Origin of the sequence: Bacillus sp. FSL W7-1085, assembly GCF_038595035.1 — a bacterium.
GTDB classification, from domain to species: domain Bacteria; phylum Bacillota; class Bacilli; order Bacillales; family Bacillaceae; genus Bacillus; species Bacillus altitudinis.
Window position 1 is genome coordinate 149,224 of sequence record NZ_CP152000.1, and the last position, 17,278, is coordinate 166,501.

Consider the following 17,278-nt stretch of genomic DNA (forward strand, 5'->3'; position numbering starts at 1 on the left):
AAGGAAGGGGAAATCCGAAATGAACTTAGTCTTAATGGGGCTTCCGGGTGCTGGTAAAGGCACTCAGGCAGAACGAATTGTTGATGATTATGGGATCCCTCATATCTCAACAGGAGATATGTTCCGTGCTGCTATGAAAGAGGAGACACAACTTGGACTCGAAGCAAAATCCTTTATCGATAAAGGAGAGCTTGTTCCTGATGAGGTCACAATCGGTATTGTTAGAGAAAGACTTGGCAAGAATGATTGTGAACAAGGTTTTCTTCTGGACGGATTTCCGCGAACAGTCGCTCAGGCTGAAGCTTTAGAAGACATTCTAAAGGACCTTGGCAGAACGATTGATTATGTCATTAATATTAAAGTCGATAAAGATGCTTTGATGGAGCGTCTGACTGGCCGAAGAATTTGCAAAGATTGCGGAGCAACATATCATTTAGTATTCAATCCACCTGCGAAAGAAAATGTTTGTGACAAGTGTGGAGGCGAGCTTTATCAACGTGCAGATGATAATGCAGAAACCGTTTCGACAAGACTTGAAGTGAACTTAAAGCAGACTGAACCTTTACTGAACTTCTATTCAGAAAAAGGATATCTTGCAAACATTGATGGTGCGAAGCACATTAACGATGTTTACGCTGATATCAAGGACCTGCTTGGGGGATTAAATAAATGATTATCTGTAAAACTCCTCGCGAGCTTGAGATTATGAGAGAAGCTGGACGCATTGTCGCACTGACTCATGAAGAGCTGAAGAAACATATAAAACCAGGTATTTCGACAAAAGAATTGGATCAAATTGCCGAACGTTTTATTACAAAGCAGGGTGCAATCCCATCTTTTAAAGGGTATAATGGTTTTCGCGGGAGCATTTGCGTTTCGGTGAATGAAGAACTCGTTCACGGTATTCCTGGTAAACGGGTTTTACGTGATGGAGACATCATTAGTATCGATATCGGCGCAAAGTTAAATGGCTATCATGGTGACTCTGCTTGGACTTATCCAGTTGGGGTAATCAGTGATGAGGACCGCAAACTACTGGAAGTCACAGAGGAATCTCTATATAAGGGCTTACAGGAAGCAAAGCCAGGTGAACGTCTGTCAAACATTTCCCATGCCATACAAACGTATGTTGAAGATGAGAATTTCTCAGTTGTTAGAGAATATGTTGGACATGGGGTCGGACAGGATCTTCATGAGGACCCTCAAATTCCTCATTATGGTCCGCCGAACAAAGGCCCACGGCTCAAACCTGGAATGGTGTTGGCCATCGAACCGATGGTGAACGCAGGCAGCCGATATGTGAAAACACTGGCTGATAACTGGACGGTTGTAACGGTTGATGGGAAAAAGTGTGCTCACTTTGAGCATACGATTGCGATTACAGATACAGGTTTTGATATACTGACTAAGATTTAGGTCTTCACTGAAGCCTTTCAGGCCCAAATCGGGCAGGTTGTCTGTATAGTCCAAGGAAAGAACAAGATCAGTATACAGTTGTCATCGGCGTGTTCGATGGCTGCCATGTACTAATCGCAGACGGAGAAAAGCGTAAATTCATTCTCCTAAGAAAAAATATCAATCATTTAACCTTTTATGATTGCGTATCTCCGGAAGTTCAGAACAGTATATTCAAAACAGGTCGGGTGATAGATGGACAATTGAGAACATCTCATTTGGACATTTATCAGAGAGCAAGTTACTGATTTGAAGAAGGGAGAACACTTGAATGGCGAAAGACGATGTAATTGAAGTGGAAGGTACTGTAGCAGAAACTTTGCCAAATGCAATGTTCAAAGTTGAACTAGAGAATGGTCATACAGTTTTGGCTCATGTATCAGGAAAAATCCGTATGCACTTCATTCGCATTTTACCTGGAGACAAAGTTACGGTAGAATTATCTCCATATGACTTAACTCGTGGTAGAATTACGTACCGTTACAAATAAAGCAACTCCGGAAGAAGGAGGTTGGAAACACATGAAAGTGAGACCATCTGTTAAACCTATCTGTGAAAAATGTAAAGTGATTCGCAGAAAAGGAAAAGTAATGGTGATCTGTGAAAACCCAAAACATAAACAAAAACAAGGCTAATAACAAGGAGGTGCCCAAATCATGGCTCGTATTGCTGGTGTAGATATTCCACGTGATAAGCGTGTTGTCATTTCTTTAACATATGTTTTTGGAATTGGTCGTACGACGGCTCAACAAGTCCTTAAAGAAGCAGGTGTTTCTGAAGACACTCGCGTTCGCGATCTAACTGAAGACGAACTAGGTAAAATCCGTGATATCATTGACAAACTTAAAGTAGAAGGTGACCTTCGTCGTGAAGTTTCACTTAACATTAAGCGTCTAATTGAAATCGGAAGCTACCGCGGAATCCGTCATCGTAGAGGACTTCCTGTTCGTGGACAAAACACAAAAAATAACGCGCGTACTCGTAAAGGTCCGCGTCGTACTGTAGCTAACAAGAAAAAATAAGTAAAGGAGGTAGTTAAAGAATGGCTGCTGCTCGTAAACAAAATACGCGTAAACGTCGCGTGAAAAAGAATATTGAAGCTGGAATCGCTCATATCCGTTCCACTTTCAACAACACGATTGTAACGATTACTGATGTTCATGGAAACGCAATTTCTTGGTCAAGTGCTGGTGCATTAGGATTCAGAGGTTCTCGTAAATCTACTCCTTTCGCTGCACAAATGGCTGCTGAAACTGCTGCTAAAGGTTCTATCGAACATGGTCTTAAAACACTTGAAGTAACTGTTAAAGGTCCTGGTTCTGGTCGTGAAGCTGCAATTCGTGCGCTTCAAGCTGCAGGTCTTGAAGTTACTGCAATCAGAGACGTAACTCCAGTTCCTCATAACGGATGCCGTCCACCAAAACGTCGCCGCGTGTAATTTGTTTGTATAGATTTTGTGTCCCTGTCAATAATGGGTTATGATACAGTTATTTATGAGACGAATACACGACTCGTTGCCTGAGCACATACGGGACTAAACAATGAGGAATTTCGGATGGAATCTCATATGATTCTATTCGAGGTTTCGACGTTTTGAAGGAGGGTTTTATTAGATGATCGAAATTGAAAAACCAAAAATCGAAACGGTTGAAATCAGCGACGATGCCAAGTATGGCAAGTTTGTCGTAGAGCCACTTGAGCGTGGATATGGTACCACTTTAGGGAACTCCCTTCGTCGTATCCTTTTATCCTCACTTCCTGGTGCAGCTGTAACATCGATCCAGATAGATGGTGTCTTACACGAATTCTCAACGATCGAAGGCGTGGTTGAAGATGTTACAACGATTATCTTAAACATTAAAAAGCTTGCACTCAAAATCTACTCTGAAGAAGAGAAGACGCTTGAAATTGATGTACAAGATGAAGGAACTGTAACAGCTGCTGATATTACACACGACAGCGATATTGAAATCTTAAATCCAGATCTCCACATCGCAACTCTTGGCAAAAATGCGAGCTTCCGTGTTCGTTTGACTGCACAAAGAGGTCGCGGGTATAATCCTGCTGATGCAAACAAAAGAGACGATCAGCCTATCGGCGTGATTCCGATCGACTCAATCTATACACCTGTATCTCGTGTAACTTATCAAGTGGAGAACACCCGTGTTGGGCAAATCACAAACTATGATAAATTAACACTAGATGTATGGACTGATGGAAGCACAGGACCGAAAGAAGCGATCGCTCTAGGTTCTAAGATTTTAACTGAACACCTAAATATTTTCGTTGGGTTAACTGACGAAGCTCAGCATGCAGAAATCATGGTTGAAAAAGAAGAAGACCAAAAAGAAAAAGTGCTTGAAATGACAATTGAAGAGCTTGATCTTTCTGTTCGTTCTTACAACTGTTTGAAGCGTGCGGGTATTAACACTGTTCAAGAGCTTGCTAACAAGACAGAAGAGGATATGATGAAAGTTCGTAACCTTGGACGTAAATCTCTTGAAGAAGTGAAAGCGAAACTAGAAGAACTTGGACTGGGTCTTCGTAAAGACGATTGACTAGTTTCATTGTGAACTAGGATTTTCGTGTGTTTTTTATTCATACAGCATCTCTAATTAAGGAGGGGACATCACATGGCATACAGAAAGCTAGGACGCACTAGTGCACAACGTAAAGCAATGCTTCGTGACCTAACGACTGATTTGATCATCAACGAACGCATCGAAACAACTGAAACACGTGCGAAAGAACTTCGCTCTGTAGTTGAAAAAATGATCACTCTTGGCAAACGCGGAGATCTTCATGCTCGCCGTCAAGCTGCAGCTTACATTCGTAACGAAGTAGCTAACGCTGAAACAAACCAAGATGCACTTCAAAAATTATTCGCTGACGTTGCAACTCGCTACGAAGATCGCCAAGGTGGATACACTCGTATCATGAAGCTTGGACCTCGTCGCGGCGATGGCGCACCAATGGCTGTCATTGAATTAGTTTAATCACATATCGTGTATCTAAGAAAGGGCGGGACAGTTCATAACTGGATCTATGCCCTTTTTTAGATACTACGGCTTTTTAGCAATAGGCAAAGTAGAGGTTGAGCTGAGAGGAGGTCCGGTAGAGATGGAGAAGACATTAATTGACGTAAAAGACATTGTATTTCGTTATCACAAAGATGCGGACAAGCCCGCTTTAGACCAAGTGTCATTGCATGTGAATCAAAATGAATGGCTTGCCATTGTTGGCCACAACGGTTCAGGTAAATCCACACTTGCCCGTGTACTGAATGGGCTTATTTTACCGGATGCAGGAACGGTCAAGGTTGGTGAGATTGAGCTGAAAGAAGAAAGTGTTTGGGATATTCGCAAAAAGGTCGGCATGGTCTTTCAAAACCCAGACAACCAATTCGTTGGCTCAACGGTTCGTGATGATGTGGCTTTTGGTTTAGAAAATAACGGGGTTGAGCGGGAATTGATGATAGAGCGTGTAGATTGGGCTGTCAAACAGGTCAATATGCAGGAGTTTCTTGATCAAGAGCCGCACCATCTATCAGGCGGGCAAAAACAGAGAGTAGCAATCGCAGGTGTACTTGCCGCAAGCCCTGACATCATGATCTTGGATGAAGCAACATCAATGCTTGATCCGATTGGCCGTGAAGAAGTGTTAGAAACCGTCAGACTGCTGAAGGAACAAGGAACGGTCACGGTCATTTCCATCACACATGATTTAGACGAGGCTGCGAAGGCAGACCGCGTTATTGTGATGAATGGTGGGAAGAAATTTGCCGAGGGAACACCAGAGGAAGTATTTGAACTAGATGAACAGCTGGTTCAGATTGGACTTGATCTGCCATTTTCCTACCGTTTGAGTAAGCAATTGAAGCAGCAAGGTGTGCCGCTTGCAAATGCCCATTTGACACAAGAAGGATTGGTGAAAGAGTTATGGACATTACGATCAAAGAATTAGAGCATCGTTATCAAATGAAAACGCCGTTTGAGCGTCTCGCTTTGTATGATGTCAATGCTTCCATCAAAGAAGGCAGCTATGTGGCTGTCATCGGTCATACGGGTTCTGGCAAGTCGACGTTGCTGCAGCACTTAAATGGACTGCTCAAGCCAACAAAAGGGAGCATTGCGCTTGGAGATACGGTCTTACAAGCCAATAAAAAGCAGAAGGATATGAAACCCCTTCGAAAAAAGGTCGGCATCGTGTTTCAGTTTCCTGAACATCAGCTCTTTGAGGAGACGATTCTAAAGGATATCTGTTTTGGTCCGATGAATTTCGGTGTTCCAAAAGAAAAGGCAGAAGCCAAGGCTAAAGAGATGCTGAAGCTTGTAGGCCTTCCTGAATCCTTGTTATCTCGATCACCCTTTGAATTAAGCGGTGGTCAAATGAGACGTGTGGCGATTGCAGGTGTTCTAGCGATGGAGCCAGAAGTGCTTGTGCTTGATGAGCCGACTGCGGGATTAGATCCACGCGGACGTAAAGAAATCATGGACATGTTCTATGAGCTTCATCAAAAAGCCAACCTGACGACGATCCTTGTGACACACAGTATGGAAGATGCCGCTCATTATGCGGATCAAATGATTGTGATGCACAAAGGAACAGTAAAAGCGACAGGTACGCCGAGGGAGCTATTTGCCAATCGTACCGACATGTCTTCTTTCGGTCTGGACCTCCCGGAAACGATCAAATTCCAGCAGGCTGTCGAAGAAAAGCTGGGGATGACGTTTCCAAGACCGCTTCTGACCATGGATGAAATGGCAGAAGCCTTAACAGCTTTATATCAGGAGGACACGACATCATGATGGATAGTATGATTATCGGCAAATATGTGCCAGGTACATCCTTTGTCCATCGTCTTGATCCAAGGACAAAGCTGTTATCAATTTTCTTTTTTGTCTTTATTGTCTTTTTTGCGAATAACTACATCACTTACGGGCTTTTAGGGGTCTTTACGATCCTTGTGGTGATGGTGTCTCAGGTGCCGCTGTACTTTATTCTCAAAGGAATGAAACCCATCCTTTGGATTGTTCTGTTTACCTTTATTCTGCATATCTTCATGACAAAGGATGGCGCTTTGCTCTTTCACTTTGGTTTTCTGAATATTTATGAAGAAGGTCTAAAACAGGGGATTTTCATTTCACTCCGTTTTGTCTATCTCATCATGATGACAACACTTCTGACGTTGACCACAACGCCTATCGAAGTGACAGACGGTATGGAGAAGCTGCTGCATCCTTTCCGTAAAATCAAGCTACCTGTTCATGAACTTGCTCTTATGATGTCAATTTCTCTTCGATTTATTCCGACTTTACTCGAAGAAACAGACAAAATCATGAAAGCCCAAATGGCAAGAGGTGTTGATTTTACAAGCGGACCCGTGAAAGATCGTTTAAAAGCGATTGTTCCGTTGCTTGTCCCGCTTTTCGTCAGTGCGTTTAAGCGTGCGGAGGAATTGGCGACCGCTATGGAAGCGAGAGGCTACCGCGGGGGAGAAGGGCGTACGAAATACCGTCAGCTTGTCTGGGGCATGAAAGACACGTTCACGCTGCTTCTATTCATCCTGTTAACAGCACTCCTTGTGCTGCTTAGAAATTAGGTGATGCCTAGATGAAAGTAAAATGTACCGTATCATACGATGGGACACATTTTAAAGGGTATCAAGTGCAACCAGGACAGCGTACTGTACAAACGGAGATTGAATCTGCTCTTGCTAGAATGCATAAACAAGATGAACTGATTCCGATTGTGGCTTCTGGCCGGACAGACAGTGGCGTTCACGCAAAGGGGCAGGTCATCCATTTTGACACCCCGCTTGCCATCCCGATGGAAAGATGGCCTTTTGCCCTCAATAGTCTCCTGCCTGATGACATCAGGGTTCTAAAGGCTGAGGAAGTGGATGAATCGTTTCATGCACGTTTTAGTGTCGTTTCGAAGGAGTACCGTTATAAGGTCTCAACGGAAACGCACCAAAATGTGTTCACGAGACAGTATGCCTGCCACTTTCCTTACCGGCTGGATGCAGACAAAATGAGAGAAGCTGCTGGGCACCTCATTGGCATACACGATTTCACAAGCTTTTGTGCGGCCAATACAGAGGTTCAAGACAAGGTGAGGGAGATTTACGCCCTTGAGTGGAAAAACGTCTCAGACGGGCTTGAAATGCGTGTGAGAGGGAATGGTTTTTTATATAACATGGTGCGAATTATAGCCGGCACGTTACTTGAAATTGGTTCTGGTAAATTTCACCCTGAGGAGATAAAAGTCATGCTTGCCGCCCGAAATCGCGAAGCGGCAGGCAAGACTGCGCCCAGTCACGGACTGTATTTATGGGAAGTTTTCTATGACAACTAAACCAGGTGTAACATGTTCTTGACACAGGAAGCAGAAAGTTATAAGATATCATATGGTATGTATTTCAACCCCACAAATAAGCCCCGGAAGACTTATCTGTGTTTTGAAATAGAACGTAGCATTTGATTCAGGAAAATTCATTGATTTATTTAGGAGGGAAACTCATGCGTACAACACCAATGGCGAACGCAAGCACAATTGAGCGCAAATGGCTAGTGGTTGATGCGGCAGGCAAGACTCTAGGTCGTCTTTCTACTGAAGTAGCATCACTTTTGCGCGGTAAGCACAAACCAACTTATACACCACACGTTGATACAGGTGATCACGTGATCATCATCAATGCTGAGAAAATCGAATTAACTGGTAAGAAATTGACGGACAAAATTTACTACCGTCATACGATGCACCCAGGTGGTTTGAAACAAAGAACTGCTCTTGAGATGCGTACAAACTACCCTGAAAAAATGTTGGAGCTTGCTATCAAAGGTATGCTTCCAAAGGGTCCACTAGGTCGTCAAATGTTCAAAAAATTAAATGTGTACCGTGGTTCTGAGCATCCACATCAAGCACAACAACCTGAAGTTTACGAACTTCGCGGTTAATTATAAGGGAGGTTAACAATTTGGCACAGGTTCAATATTACGGTACAGGTCGTCGTAAAAGTTCTGTAGCGCGCGTTCGCTTAGTTCCAGGTGAAGGCCGTATCGTCGTTAATAATCGTGAAATTACTGAATACATTCCATTCGCTGCTTTAATCGAAGACGTGAAACAGCCTTTGAACATCACAGAAACAGCTAACAGCTACGATGTTCTTGTAAATGTTCACGGTGGTGGATTCTCTGGTCAAGCTGGAGCAATTCGTCACGGTATCTCTCGTGCTCTTCTAGAAGTAGATCCTGAGTACCGTACACCACTTAAACGTGCTGGACTTCTTACTCGTGACTCTCGTATGAAAGAGCGTAAGAAATACGGTCTTAAAGGCGCACGTCGCGCACCTCAGTTCTCAAAACGTTAATCAATATTATATTGTATGGACGTTTTACAAGGGTTTGTACAGACAAACCCTATATGAAAAGCATCAGCATCCTGCTGGTGCTTTTTTATTTGTGTTTTTTTCTGTCTGGAAACATATAAAATAGGATCATAGTCAGGTTTCTGTTTAAAAAATGATGTTAAAGGGGGATGGCATTTATGAATCTAACAACAGAAAGATGTCTCATTCGACCGTTTAATGAGGATGATTGGCAGGATGTCTATGCATATACATCTGATCCGGTGGTGATGAGGTATATGCCAGAAGGTGTTTTTTCTAGAGAAGAGGCGCAGCAATTTGTCAAAAATAATCGTCTTGAGACGGGCAAGAATTTTGCTGTTCTATTAAAAGAAGATCATACATGCATCGGGCATATCGTGTTTCATCCTTACTTTGGTGAGCACACATATGAAATTGGCTGGGTCTTCAATTCTGCATATCAAAACAAAGGCTATGCATCAGAAGCGGCGTATGCTGTCTTACATCATGGTTTTCACACAATGAATTTACATCGAATCATTGCCACTTGTCAGCCTGAAAATGTGCCGTCATGGAGAGTGATGGAGAAAATGGGGATGAGGAGAGAGGGCTATTTTAAAAAATGTATACCACAAGGAAATGAGTGGTGGGATGAGTTTTATTATGCCATCTTACGAGAGGAATGGAAAACTTGATAAGTTTTCATGATATGAAGTAATTCGTCATTCCAAATATCCCTTGGCTTGCTCTATTGATATAATCAGGTCAAATAAGTAGAAGAGGGGCGCGGGCATGAGGATCTTTGATGCACATTTTCATATCATTGATTTTGATTTTCCCATTCAAGAAAACCAAGGATATACACCGCCGAGTTATGTGGTGAATGATTATAGGAGAGAGACGGCTGATTTAGGGATTGTAGGTGGAGCGATTGTATCAGGGTCATTTCAGGGCTTTGATCAAGGTTATTTGTTGAAAGCACTAGATGAAATGGGACCGGCTTTTTGCGGTGTGACTCAATTACCTTTTACCACAGCCGATGATGAGATTGTTCAATTGAATCAACAAGGGGTAAAGGCTTTACGTTTTAATGTGAAGCGGGGCGGTTCGGAGGATATTTCAAAGCTCGACTATTTTGCGAGAAGGGTGTATGAGCTGGCTGGGTGGCATAGTGAGATTTACATAGACGCTAAGCATCTCCCTGACATCTCATCAACGCTTGAACAGCTGCCGGCCGTTTCGATTGATCATTTAGGCTTATCAGAAGAAGGTTTGCCGCATTTGCTCAAGCTGGTTGATAAAGGGGTTCGTGTGAAAGCGACTGGCTTTGGGCGTGTTGATTTAAAGGTCGAACATGCATTGACGTCTATTTATCAAACGAATCCTGATGCACTGATGTTTGGTACAGATCTTCCCTCTACAAGGGCGAAACGGCCATTTGAATACGGTGATGTTGAATTAATTCAACAGATGTTTGATGAGGAAGCGGTGGATAAAATTTTATATGAGAACGCTATCAATTGGTATTTTGGCAAATGAATAAAGGCTTCCATTCCGTGATAGGAGGGGTGTTCATTGAATCTGAATCAATTGACATTTAGAGAAGCCGTCCAAGGAGACCTCGACAACATCGTTTTGATGCTTTCAGATGACAAATTAGGCCAAAAGAGAGAACGCTACACTCGTCCATTATTAGAAAGCTACCTCAATGCCTTTCATTCGATCGAAGCGGATCCCAATATTGAACTAATCGTCGCTTGTGATCGGGACGAGGTAGTCGGTGTTCTCCAATTAACAATGACTCCATTTCTAACGTATCAAGGAGGATGGAGAGCTTCAATAGAAGGAGTTCGTACAGCCTCGACTCATAGAGGAAGAGGAATTGGCACATTGTTGATCAAACGGGCTATTCAACGCGCAAGTGACCGCGGGTGTCATATGATTCAGCTGACAACTGACAAACAGAGGCCAGAAGCACGCCGTCTTTACGAAAAGTTGGGATTTGAAGCTACGCATGATGGGATGAAACTGCATCTTCTTCGTAAATAAACACACCAAGAAGCAAAGGTATTCACAATCCTTTGCTTTTTTGTGCCTTTGTTTCAAATATTTGTTATATTGGAGACGAGAATCTATAGTGGTTTGGAAAGGAGAAACATTTGAAGAAAACAAAAGAGGATCTTTTGGCATTTGTCACGAAAAACAAAAAGGACGTATCAGTAACAATTATTGAAAAAGAAGATGTGGTATTAGATTGGAATGGTGATCAAAAAACACCACTTGCAAGTACGATGAAATTAATGGTTTTGTTTCATTTTGTTAAAGCTGTATCCAGCGGTGACATCAAGCTAGATGAAAAAGTGGCATTGTCTGATATAGAGCGGTTTTATATTGATAGAACCGATGGCGGTGCGCACACATACTGGCTGGAGGTCAACGATTTTTCTGAGCATGCAACTTTATTAGATGTTGCCAAAGGGATGATGCAATTCAGTTCGAATGCTTGTACTGATTATTTGATTGACCTGCTGGGCTTAGAGAAGATCAATAATCAGATGAAACAAGCAGGTCTTACAGAACATGATGAACTCATGCCGCTGACACCCAAGGTGTTGTGGCCAGCCTATGTATCTGATCATGAGCAGGATGCATTAAAGCAAATAAGCGATGTAACTGATGAACAATACAAATCTCTGATGATTGAGATTTTTCATATCATGAAAAATGACCCGGAGCATAAAAAGGCGTTAGAAGAAAAATTGATGAAAAAGAACTTGTTAAGCTTGCGTATTCAATCTTTACTGACGCAAAAGATGACAAGGTCTACAACGAATCAATATGCACATTTTATGAAACGTCTACAGGATGAGCTGTTAACAACAGAAGAAAAGCGTCTTTTTAGCCAAATTGTGTTGGGAGAAACATTGAAGACGGAAACAGATCAATATATTTGGTATAAAGGTGGATCGACGTTGTTTGTTGTCACTGCTGCTTTATATCGAAAAACGGATACATCAACTATATCGATTTCTCTATTCATCAATGACCTGAAAGCGGAGAATTCTCACTGGATGGGGGAAGTGTTCGATGAATTTATACTTACCGTAGTAGCAGATCAAAACTTTCGACAACAATTGATTCAAGCTTTTACTACATAATTATCAAAAAACAGAGGGTGACGCCCCTCTGTTTTTATTATTTCTTGATGGGAAACGCTTTGTATACATCTTGACGTTTATCTTTTGACTTCACAACTCCATCAACCAGTTCCTTTTGCCAAAGCGCTGTATCGTGTTTGTACACTTTAAAAGAGTGAGGCAGCTTTTTTTCTAGCTGTTTTCTTTTAAACGTGACGGATGGCTCGTCTTTAGCGTTCATCTTGAGCGTCACTTGCTCTACGTTATCGATAAGAATAAAAAGTGCTAATGCATTATATAAGTAGTTTTTTTCAATGGTATCCTTCTTATCAAACCAAAATGCATCAAATTGTTCTTCTGTATCATTGGTATTTTCTTTCACGCCGTATGTCACTTTTAGCGCTTTTTCATCTACGATTTCATATTCGCGAATCACGTTACCTGGAAGATCTGATAAAATAGCGCCGACTGCTCCGTTGTCTCCAATATAAGAATTTTTGTGTTTGGAGAGCTGTTTTAATGATATGTCTTCTATTCCTTTTATGTCGCTCTTCTGCTCTGTCGCTTGACTGCCGCATCCAGATAAGACGACTGTTAGTAGCAACAGGATATACATCCATTTCTTCATGAATTTTGCCCCTTTTCTATTCTTTCTATATATAAATGTTCATTTTATCACAATTTTCCAATCCGTTAGCGCATTGATTTCCATTTACTGAACTGCATGTTTTGTTCAAACCAACGAACAATACAAAGAAAAAAGGAGTTCAGTCCATGGCAGAAGTTCTTTCATTTTATCAATTAAAAACAAAACGAGATGTCACGCTTGAAAAGAAGCTGTTGCGTACATTGTCTCTTCAACAGGTGACGGTCGCTTCCGAGAAATTCACGAGGAAGCTGTTCCCATTTGCAGATGATCCAGCTGGGATTATGAGTGATGGCTGTATCGATTTCGCCATTGAGGCTTTTTTAGCAGGTGGGAGATACGGTGAGTCGAGTAAGTATGGTGAATCCTTCGATGATATAAAAAAGCGGTCAGTTCATGAAGAAGATGAGCTGGTTGAGGAGCTAGCAGGGTGTTTGCAATCGTGGGGGAATATGTTCCGAATGGAGCGTAAGATGTCGTGTCTGTATCCATTTGCGAAGGAATTTTTAAGTAAGTGGTGGCAGGAAGGCTTTCGTGAATCAGAAAAAAGGCATAAGCTTCGACTGCACTAAGCATATTTCCAGCCCTTGTCCCATATCTATAAAATAATGGTGTATGGGAGGGACAGGGATGAAAAGAAAGCTGAAATGGACAGGGTTTTTAATCGGGTTTATTGTCCTCTTATTCTTATTCAGATTTCAGTTTCTAAATGATGATTCGTGGAAATCGTGGAACTTGCCTTTGAGCGGCAAGATCATCTATTTAGATCCGGGTCACGGCGGTCCAGATGGCGGTGCTGTTGGCGGCGAGTTACTCGAAAAAGAGATTGCACTGGATGTGTCCATGAAGATAAGAGACTATTTGCAGGAGCAGGGAGCGCTTGTTCTCATGACCCGGGAGGATGACTCTGATTTATCATCAAAGAATACAAAGGGTTATGCCCGAAAGAAAGCGGAGGATTTGAGAAACCGTGTGAAAGTCATCAATGAATCTGAAGCGGATCTCTATTTAAGCATTCATTTAAATGCGATCCCATCGAACAAATGGAGCGGGGCACAGACGTTCTTTTACGGAAAGTATGAAGAGAATGAAAAAGCAGCGAAGTTCATTCAAGATGAATTGCGCAACAACCTTGAAAACACAGATCGCAAGGCGAAGCGAATCAACGGGATTTATTTAATGCAAAATGTCACGAAGCCAGGAGCGCTTGTCGAAATCGGATTTTTATCGAATCCAAAAGAGGCTGGTCAGCTGGCGACTCCTAAATATCAGGATCAAATTGCTGCTTCGATTTATAAAGGCATTTTAAGATATTTAACAGAGCAAAAAGAGCCGCCTGAATAAGGGGCTTTTTCCTGTTTATCGCAGGCAAAGAGGACAGACATTGTAAGGATATGTATGATATACTTGGATTGTAAACGAATTCAATAAAGGGTGAGGTTCTGCTATGATCGGACAAGATGATGTGAGAAAACTAGTTGGGAAGATGGACGAACCTTTCCTTCATATACCGCTTGGTGAGCTGGATGCCATCAAGGAAATCAGCCTAAAGCCTGAAAAAGAGCATGTGAGCTTAAAAGTGGCGATTGCCAAAACAGGCACTGCTGAGCAGATGAAGCTGCAGCAAGACATCGTACAAGCTTTAAAAGCAGCCGGCGCGAACACTGTAGGACTTCGTTTTGAAGAACTGCCTCAAGAAACGCTTGAAAAGTTTATTCCGTCACAGGATGAGGAAGAAAATTTGCTCAACTCTAAAAATCCACCTGTGTTCTTAGCGATTGCAAGTGGAAAAGGCGGAGTTGGGAAATCAACCGTTTCCGTTAACCTGGCTGTGGCACTGGCTCGTCTAGGGAAAAAAGTGGGACTGATCGATGCTGATATTTACGGCTTTAGCGTACCGGATATGATGGGAATCACCGTCAGACCGACAGTTAAAGGGGAAAAGATTATTCCTGTGGAACGCTTTGGCGTCAAAGTGATTTCAATGGGCTTTTTTGTTGAAGAAAACGCACCGGTCATTTGGAGAGGACCGATGCTTGGTAAAATGCTAAATAACTTCTTCCACGAAGTAGAGTGGGGAGAATTAGATTACTTACTATTAGACCTTCCGCCTGGAACAGGTGATGTGGCACTTGATATTCATACGATGCTTCCGAGCTGTAAAGAAATCATTGTGACGACACCGCATCCAACAGCGGCTTTCGTTGCTGCTAGAGCAGGCGCAATGGCACTGCAAACAGATCACGAGGTGCTAGGGGTCGTTGAGAATATGAGTTACTATGAAAGCAAAAAAACAGGTGAGAAGGAATATGTCTTTGGAAAGGGCGGCGGGGACAAGCTGGCGGAGGAGCTGCGTGTATCAGTTCTTGGTCAAATCCCTTTAAGACAGCCTGATTGGAATGAGGACGATTTTGCACCTTCTGTCTATGATGCGAGTCATCCGACAGGGGAAGTGTATCTACACATTGCCAATAAAGTCATTGAACAATTAACAGTCAAAGCATAATGAAAGCCCGAGTGGACCTTGTGCCACTCGGGTGATGTTTAACTGCCGCTTCCTTGTGAACCGGAATCATTGCTGCTTTCAGAGACTGCTTTTTTTAGCTCATCTTCGAACTTCTTCTTATAGAGAGGGCTGCTCAATGTTTCTGTGATGACTTTCTCTAAGTGCTTTCTGAACTCTTTGCTTTTGACCAGTTCACCGTATTTCTTTTCCATTTCAGGATCCTTGAGAATATCCATCATCATTTGTTGATAGTCAGGGTCCTTCATCAATTGTTTTAACATCTTTTCATGCTGTTGCTGCATGGATTTTGCGAAAGTCTCGGCAAATTTAGAATCCTCAAAGACCTTCTTCCAGAACTCTTTGCCTTTATCAGAAGTCAGTGTTTTCTCTATTGTTTTTTTCACAGTTTGTTCATCCATTACCAAAGCTTCATTCATTGCCTCGTCATTTAATAACTGTTGAATGGCCTTTTTACCGTCATCTGTTTTCAAAATATCGACGACCATTTTTTTCGTTTCGTCATAGTCCATATTAGATGAGGATTGGGTTTTGGGAGCACAAGCTGTTAGAGATAAAAGAAGAAAACAGCTCATTATACGCAAGATGCCTTTTGACATACTGTGGCTCCTTTCGTTACATGTCTTACTTTTAATATGAATGTTTCACATGAATTTATACATAACAAAAATAGGGGTTGGGTCATTTCAATGAAAAGTCGGGATTTAGTTCGTTTTTTCTTCTCTGTGCTGGCTGTTGGAGCGGTCATTACAAGCGTGGTAGGTTTTGCGCTGGAGTGGGGGAAATATCAGAAGCTGTTTGTATCGTTTGAGATTTTAGAGATTGCGTCTGTGTTATTTTGGTTTATTGGTGTGGGGATGATCTTTAGTGTAATCAGTCAAATGGGGTTTGTTGTCTTTTTGACAGTGCACCGGTTTGCGCTGGAGATTTTCAGGTCGCATTCTTTATGGAATACCATTCAGTTATTCCTTGTGATTTTCGTGCTGTTTGATTTAGCTTATTTGCGGTTTTTGTTTTTCGGGGAGAATGAATCATTTCTTCCATACTTGTGGCTGCCTGTTTTTATCGGTGTGTTTGCATTGATCGTGTCTTATTTTAAACAGCAGCAGTCCTCTAAGAAAACATTTATTTCTGCAATGTTTCTCATGGTCGTCATCACGTCGTTAGAATGGTTTCCGGCGCTTAGAGTCAATGAAGAGGACTGGCTGTATTTAATGCTATTCCCACTATTAGGTTGTAATGCGTTTCAGTTATTAGCTATGCCGCGGTTTTCAAAAGCAAAAGCTACTTAACCTCAGTTGACTTTGTTTTTGTATTAGAGATAAGCTCGCCAACCGTGACGTTTCTTAAATTTTGATCTTTTAAGTGTTTTAAAATAGCTGGTAAGGCTTGAGCGGTTTGGGTGGCAGAATCTGAGGCGTGAAGGAGAATGATGTCTCCGCTTTTCATTCGATCATTTACATTATGAACAATCTGGTCGACGCCCGGGTTCAGCCAATCTTGAGAATTGATGCTGTAATGGACAACGGTATAGCCATACTGTGTTGCAATTTTCAATACCGTTTCATTAAATTGCCCAGTTGGCGGTCTTAATAATTGAATGTCTTCCAGTCCAAGCTTTTGGAATGTATTTTGTGCACGGACAAGATCACGCTTAATTTCGTTTTCTTCAAGCTGGCTATAATTTTTATATGCATAGCCAAGGCTGCCAATTTGATGGCCGTCCTCTTTAATCCTTTTCACAATATCCGGGTGACGCTCAGCCCAAGAAGCAGACAGAAAGAAAGTGGCGTTCTTTATATCGTACTCTCGAAGGACATTTAAAATAGGAACAGCCTTCTCGTCTCCCCAGCCAATATTAAACGTAAGGGATGCATGTTTTGATGAGGCCTCTCCTTTATAAATCGCTCGAGGTCCTTGTTCCGTTTTAAATACAGACAGCGGCGGTGCCTTTTGTACATAAAAAAAGGTTGCAGCTGCAAGGGCTGCTACAAGAATAATGACTACTTGCTTCAGCCGTTTAATAGGCAACACATATAATCGACTCAATTCAAACACTCCTGCCTTGTCCAAGATTGTTACTTGATTGTATGCAGGACAAGGGTTTAACATGCACGATAAAACTATTTTAAAAAAATTTCTGAAAA

25 protein-coding genes are annotated in these 17,278 nt (G+C 42.1%); 22 read left to right on the forward strand and 3 right to left on the reverse strand.

From position 1 onward, the window contains the following. Positions 1-19 precede the first annotated feature (19 nt). The 18 genes from MKY11_RS00840 to MKY11_RS00925 all read left to right on the forward strand — a co-directional run bounded on the left by MKY11_RS00840 (position 20) and on the right by MKY11_RS00925 (position 11,982). Positions 20-673, forward strand: coding sequence for an adenylate kinase (locus tag MKY11_RS00840; RefSeq protein ID WP_007496336.1), 654 nt, complete (start codon positions 20-22; stop codon positions 671-673). Then, positions 670-1,416 (forward strand): type I methionyl aminopeptidase, encoded by a 747-nt coding sequence (gene map / locus MKY11_RS00845; protein ID WP_017359166.1) that lies wholly within the window; start codon positions 670-672, stop codon positions 1,414-1,416. Before MKY11_RS00840 ends, map begins: the two co-directional genes overlap by 4 nt. Before the next feature lie 310 nt (positions 1,417-1,726). Next, positions 1,727-1,945, forward strand: coding sequence for a translation initiation factor IF-1 (gene infA, locus MKY11_RS00850; RefSeq protein WP_003217190.1), 219 nt, complete (start codon positions 1,727-1,729; stop codon positions 1,943-1,945). A gap of 31 nt (positions 1,946-1,976) precedes the next feature. After that, positions 1,977-2,090, forward strand: coding sequence for a 50S ribosomal protein L36 (gene rpmJ, locus MKY11_RS00855; protein WP_003156543.1), 114 nt, complete (start codon positions 1,977-1,979; stop codon positions 2,088-2,090). Positions 2,091-2,111: 21 nt separating this feature from the next. Continuing rightward, a complete protein-coding gene (gene rpsM / locus MKY11_RS00860; RefSeq protein WP_003217023.1) occupies positions 2,112-2,477 on the forward strand; it encodes a 30S ribosomal protein S13 in 366 nt (121 codons plus the stop codon). A 20-nt stretch (positions 2,478-2,497) separates the two neighbouring features. Further along, the gene (rpsK, locus tag MKY11_RS00865) at positions 2,498-2,893 is read left to right on the forward strand and encodes a 30S ribosomal protein S11 (protein WP_003217231.1); all 396 of its coding nucleotides are present in this window, start codon (positions 2,498-2,500) and stop codon (positions 2,891-2,893) included. Between the two features lie 175 nt (positions 2,894-3,068). Then, a complete protein-coding gene (locus tag MKY11_RS00870) occupies positions 3,069-4,013 on the forward strand; it encodes a DNA-directed RNA polymerase subunit alpha (protein WP_003217009.1) in 945 nt (314 codons plus the stop codon). A gap of 75 nt (positions 4,014-4,088) precedes the next feature. After that, positions 4,089-4,451, forward strand: a complete 363-nt coding sequence (rplQ, locus tag MKY11_RS00875; protein WP_003216944.1) for a 50S ribosomal protein L17 — start codon at positions 4,089-4,091, stop codon at positions 4,449-4,451. A gap of 124 nt (positions 4,452-4,575) precedes the next feature. Next, the gene (locus tag MKY11_RS00880; protein WP_008345218.1) at positions 4,576-5,418 is read left to right on the forward strand and encodes an energy-coupling factor ABC transporter ATP-binding protein; all 843 of its coding nucleotides are present in this window, start codon (positions 4,576-4,578) and stop codon (positions 5,416-5,418) included. Beyond that, complete coding sequence (locus tag MKY11_RS00885; RefSeq protein WP_024718300.1) at positions 5,394-6,263, forward strand: energy-coupling factor ABC transporter ATP-binding protein; 870 nt, start codon at positions 5,394-5,396, stop codon at positions 6,261-6,263. Before MKY11_RS00880 ends, MKY11_RS00885 begins: the two co-directional genes overlap by 25 nt. Beyond that, positions 6,260-7,057: an energy-coupling factor transporter transmembrane protein EcfT gene (locus tag MKY11_RS00890; RefSeq protein ID WP_008345215.1), complete on the forward strand. Its 798-nt coding sequence runs from the start codon at positions 6,260-6,262 to the stop codon at positions 7,055-7,057. Before MKY11_RS00885 ends, MKY11_RS00890 begins: the two co-directional genes overlap by 4 nt. 11 nt (positions 7,058-7,068) lie before the next feature. Continuing rightward, complete coding sequence (gene truA, locus MKY11_RS00895) at positions 7,069-7,812, forward strand: tRNA pseudouridine(38-40) synthase TruA (RefSeq protein WP_342501742.1); 744 nt, start codon at positions 7,069-7,071, stop codon at positions 7,810-7,812. 164 nt (positions 7,813-7,976) lie between these two features. Next, positions 7,977-8,414, forward strand: coding sequence for a 50S ribosomal protein L13 (rplM, locus tag MKY11_RS00900; RefSeq protein ID WP_003217042.1), 438 nt, complete (start codon positions 7,977-7,979; stop codon positions 8,412-8,414). Positions 8,415-8,434: 20 nt separating this feature from the next. Beyond that, positions 8,435-8,827, forward strand: a complete 393-nt coding sequence (gene rpsI / locus MKY11_RS00905; protein ID WP_007496354.1) for a 30S ribosomal protein S9 — start codon at positions 8,435-8,437, stop codon at positions 8,825-8,827. Positions 8,828-9,003: 176 nt separating this feature from the next. Continuing rightward, a complete protein-coding gene (locus MKY11_RS00910; RefSeq protein ID WP_342501743.1) occupies positions 9,004-9,519 on the forward strand; it encodes a GNAT family N-acetyltransferase in 516 nt (171 codons plus the stop codon). 97 nt (positions 9,520-9,616) lie between these two features. Further along, positions 9,617-10,363: an amidohydrolase family protein gene (locus MKY11_RS00915; protein WP_342501744.1), complete on the forward strand. Its 747-nt coding sequence runs from the start codon at positions 9,617-9,619 to the stop codon at positions 10,361-10,363. 36 nt (positions 10,364-10,399) lie between these two features. Beyond that, positions 10,400-10,873 carry a GNAT family N-acetyltransferase gene (locus tag MKY11_RS00920; protein ID WP_160758349.1) on the forward strand — a complete coding sequence of 158 codons (474 nt, stop codon included), beginning with the start codon at positions 10,400-10,402 and terminating at the stop codon, positions 10,871-10,873. Between the two features lie 110 nt (positions 10,874-10,983). Continuing rightward, the gene (locus MKY11_RS00925; protein WP_327872194.1) at positions 10,984-11,982 is read left to right on the forward strand and encodes a serine hydrolase; all 999 of its coding nucleotides are present in this window, start codon (positions 10,984-10,986) and stop codon (positions 11,980-11,982) included. 37 nt (positions 11,983-12,019) lie between these two features. On the opposite strand, the gene MKY11_RS00930 is transcribed toward MKY11_RS00925, so the two are convergent. Further along, a complete protein-coding gene (locus MKY11_RS00930; protein ID WP_327872193.1) occupies positions 12,020-12,589 on the reverse strand; it encodes a DUF4825 domain-containing protein in 570 nt (189 codons plus the stop codon). 146 nt (positions 12,590-12,735) lie between these two features. Between MKY11_RS00930 and MKY11_RS00935 the strand changes: the two genes are divergently transcribed. The 3 genes from MKY11_RS00935 (at position 12,736) to MKY11_RS00945 (ending at position 15,113) form a co-directional block, all read left to right on the forward strand. Then, positions 12,736-13,179: a YbaK family protein gene (locus MKY11_RS00935; RefSeq protein WP_035389125.1), complete on the forward strand. Its 444-nt coding sequence runs from the start codon at positions 12,736-12,738 to the stop codon at positions 13,177-13,179. Between the two features lie 58 nt (positions 13,180-13,237). Then, positions 13,238-13,951 carry an N-acetylmuramoyl-L-alanine amidase CwlD gene (gene cwlD, locus MKY11_RS00940; protein ID WP_017359175.1) on the forward strand — a complete coding sequence of 238 codons (714 nt, stop codon included), beginning with the start codon at positions 13,238-13,240 and terminating at the stop codon, positions 13,949-13,951. 103 nt (positions 13,952-14,054) lie between these two features. After that, entirely contained in the window at positions 14,055-15,113 is a 1,059-nt protein-coding gene (locus tag MKY11_RS00945) for an Mrp/NBP35 family ATP-binding protein (RefSeq protein ID WP_045035076.1), read from the forward strand. 38 nt (positions 15,114-15,151) lie between these two features. Here the strand turns inward: MKY11_RS00945 and gerD are convergent, their stop codons facing one another. Then, a complete protein-coding gene (gene gerD / locus MKY11_RS00950) occupies positions 15,152-15,730 on the reverse strand; it encodes a spore germination lipoprotein GerD (RefSeq protein WP_007496366.1) in 579 nt (192 codons plus the stop codon). 90 nt (positions 15,731-15,820) lie between these two features. On the opposite strand from gerD, the gene MKY11_RS00955 reads away from it, so the two are divergent. After that, on the forward strand, positions 15,821-16,423 hold the full coding sequence (locus MKY11_RS00955) for a KinB-signaling pathway activation protein (RefSeq protein ID WP_008345196.1): 603 nt from the start codon (positions 15,821-15,823) through the stop codon (positions 16,421-16,423). Here the strand turns inward: MKY11_RS00955 and pdaB are convergent. Further along, on the reverse strand, positions 16,416-17,180 hold the full coding sequence (pdaB, locus tag MKY11_RS00960) for a polysaccharide deacetylase family sporulation protein PdaB (protein ID WP_342501745.1): 765 nt from the start codon (positions 17,178-17,180) through the stop codon (positions 16,416-16,418). The two genes, MKY11_RS00955 and pdaB, sit on opposite strands and share 8 nt — an antisense overlap. Positions 17,181-17,278: the final 98 nt, after the last annotated feature.

Bases quoted from the DNA above. Each gene is read 5' to 3' on its own strand.
- MKY11_RS00955 (WP_008345196.1), top strand. From the start codon at position 15,821: ATGAAAAGTCGGGATTTAGTTCGTTTTTTCTTCTCTGTGCTGGCTGTT.
- MKY11_RS00945 (WP_045035076.1), top strand. From the start codon at position 14,055: ATGATCGGACAAGATGATGTGAGAAAACTAGTTGGGAAGATGGACGAA.
- MKY11_RS00885 (WP_024718300.1), top strand. From the start codon at position 5,394: ATGGACATTACGATCAAAGAATTAGAGCATCGTTATCAAATGAAAACG.
- truA (WP_342501742.1), top strand. From the start codon at position 7,069: ATGAAAGTAAAATGTACCGTATCATACGATGGGACACATTTTAAAGGG.
- map (WP_017359166.1), top strand. From the start codon at position 670: ATGATTATCTGTAAAACTCCTCGCGAGCTTGAGATTATGAGAGAAGCT.
- MKY11_RS00910 (WP_342501743.1), top strand. From the start codon at position 9,004: ATGAATCTAACAACAGAAAGATGTCTCATTCGACCGTTTAATGAGGAT.
- rplQ (WP_003216944.1), top strand. From the start codon at position 4,089: ATGGCATACAGAAAGCTAGGACGCACTAGTGCACAACGTAAAGCAATG.
- rpmJ (WP_003156543.1), top strand. From the start codon at position 1,977: ATGAAAGTGAGACCATCTGTTAAACCTATCTGTGAAAAATGTAAAGTG.
- MKY11_RS00935 (WP_035389125.1), top strand. From the start codon at position 12,736: ATGGCAGAAGTTCTTTCATTTTATCAATTAAAAACAAAACGAGATGTC.
- gerD (WP_007496366.1), bottom strand. From the start codon at position 15,730: ATGTCAAAAGGCATCTTGCGTATAATGAGCTGTTTTCTTCTTTTATCT.
- rplM (WP_003217042.1), top strand. From the start codon at position 7,977: ATGCGTACAACACCAATGGCGAACGCAAGCACAATTGAGCGCAAATGG.
- MKY11_RS00890 (WP_008345215.1), top strand. From the start codon at position 6,260: ATGATGGATAGTATGATTATCGGCAAATATGTGCCAGGTACATCCTTT.
- cwlD (WP_017359175.1), top strand. From the start codon at position 13,238: ATGAAAAGAAAGCTGAAATGGACAGGGTTTTTAATCGGGTTTATTGTC.
- MKY11_RS00915 (WP_342501744.1), top strand. From the start codon at position 9,617: ATGAGGATCTTTGATGCACATTTTCATATCATTGATTTTGATTTTCCC.
- rpsK (WP_003217231.1), top strand. From the start codon at position 2,498: ATGGCTGCTGCTCGTAAACAAAATACGCGTAAACGTCGCGTGAAAAAG.
- MKY11_RS00840 (WP_007496336.1), top strand. From the start codon at position 20: ATGAACTTAGTCTTAATGGGGCTTCCGGGTGCTGGTAAAGGCACTCAG.
- rpsM (WP_003217023.1), top strand. From the start codon at position 2,112: ATGGCTCGTATTGCTGGTGTAGATATTCCACGTGATAAGCGTGTTGTC.
- infA (WP_003217190.1), top strand. From the start codon at position 1,727: ATGGCGAAAGACGATGTAATTGAAGTGGAAGGTACTGTAGCAGAAACT.
- MKY11_RS00870 (WP_003217009.1), top strand. From the start codon at position 3,069: ATGATCGAAATTGAAAAACCAAAAATCGAAACGGTTGAAATCAGCGAC.
- MKY11_RS00930 (WP_327872193.1), bottom strand. From the start codon at position 12,589: ATGAAGAAATGGATGTATATCCTGTTGCTACTAACAGTCGTCTTATCT.
- MKY11_RS00880 (WP_008345218.1), top strand. From the start codon at position 4,576: ATGGAGAAGACATTAATTGACGTAAAAGACATTGTATTTCGTTATCAC.